Annotated in this window: 1 rRNA gene; it reads left to right on the forward strand. The window is 51.8% G+C overall.

From position 1 onward, the window contains the following. Positions 1 to 606: ribosomal RNA gene (locus A3730_RS13045) — 23S ribosomal RNA — on the forward strand; the annotation flags it as partial.

The following is a 606-nucleotide window of genomic DNA, read 5'->3' on the forward strand; positions in this document are numbered from 1 at the left end:
CATAGGTATGCGAGGCGAACGCGGGGAACTGAAACATCTAAGTACCCGTAGGAACAGAAATCAATTGAGATTCCGTCAGTAGCGGCGAGCGAACGCGGATTAGCCCTTAAGTCTGTGAATGATTAGGAGAACGGTCTGGGAAGGCCGGCCATAGTGGGTGATAGCCCCGTATCCGAAAATCTGATCAGGTGAAATCGAGTAGGTCGGAGCACGTGAAACTTTGACTGAATGTGGGGGGACCATCCTCCAAGGCTAAATACTCCTGGCTGACCGATAGTGAACCAGTACCGTGAGGGAAAGGCGAAAAGAACCCCGGAGAGGGGAGTGAAATAGAACCTGAAACCGTGTACGTACAAGCAGTCGGAGCCCTCTTTGTGGGGTGACGGCGTACCTTTTGTATAATGGGTCAGCGACTTAATTTCAGTAGCGAGGTTAACCGTTTAGGGGAGCCGTAGGGAAACCGAGTCTTAATAGGGCGTTTAGTTGCTGGGATTAGACCCGAAACCGGGCGATCTATCCATGGGCAGGTTGAAGATGCGGTAACACGCATTGGAGGACCGAACCGACTACCGTTGAAAAGTTAGCGGATGACCTGTGGATCGGAGT

Source organism: Alcanivorax sp. HI0044, from assembly GCF_001634945.1.